The 625-nt window shown below is 27.5% G+C and carries 2 pseudogenes; one reads left to right on the forward strand and one right to left on the reverse strand.

Annotated features, from left to right (window positions below):
• A pseudogene (locus AC1DTM_RS30560) lies at positions 1-158 on the forward strand (DUF2812 domain-containing protein); the annotation flags it as partial.
• 105 nt (positions 159-263) lie between these two features.
• On the opposite strand, the pseudogene AC1DTM_RS30565 reads toward AC1DTM_RS30560, so the two are convergent.
• Positions 264-561, reverse strand: a pseudogene (locus tag AC1DTM_RS30565) (hypothetical protein).
• Between the last annotated feature and the right edge of the window lie 64 nt (positions 562-625).

Genomic DNA, 625 nt, shown 5'->3' on the forward strand with positions numbered 1-625 from the left:
CTATATTACCCTCAATGTATAGCGTATTTTTAAATTCAACAGAATCAAGAGTGCCAATTTGGGCAAAAGTCATGACAGGGCTTGTAGGTTGTATGTATGCTTATTTCTTTATGAGGCTCTTATGGAAAATTAAGAAATTGAAAAGCGAAATATTATAATAAAGATTGGATGTTAAAAGAAGATGATTTACCGGAATCATCTTCTTTAATTTTTATGTGATTCTATTTTGTTCACTCTTTTTTACACAATAAAAGACTATATATTTAAGGCATAGAACTAACAGTTACAAAGATAAATACTAGTAATAATACCTAAAAAAATCATAAATGATGAAGAAACGATTAATAATAATGAACTACTGATTAATACTATTTTATTAGAGTTTTGATGTTTAAAGTGGTAATAAAGTAAAAAGCTGCAAACAGTAGAAACAATCCATATAGCTAGACCGTAAGGAGTTGTTACCTTCTTCCAATCGAAAATCCAAAAGTAAAAAATGCCTATGTGACAAGTTAATAGTAGAAATGTAGATGGAATCATTAACTTTTTATTTAAAATCATTTATTTCACCTCTCTTGTGTAAATATTACCAAAAGAGTGTGGAGTTGAAAATATAATATGGAAG

This window comes from Bacillus sp. P4_D3 (genome assembly GCF_056401855.1).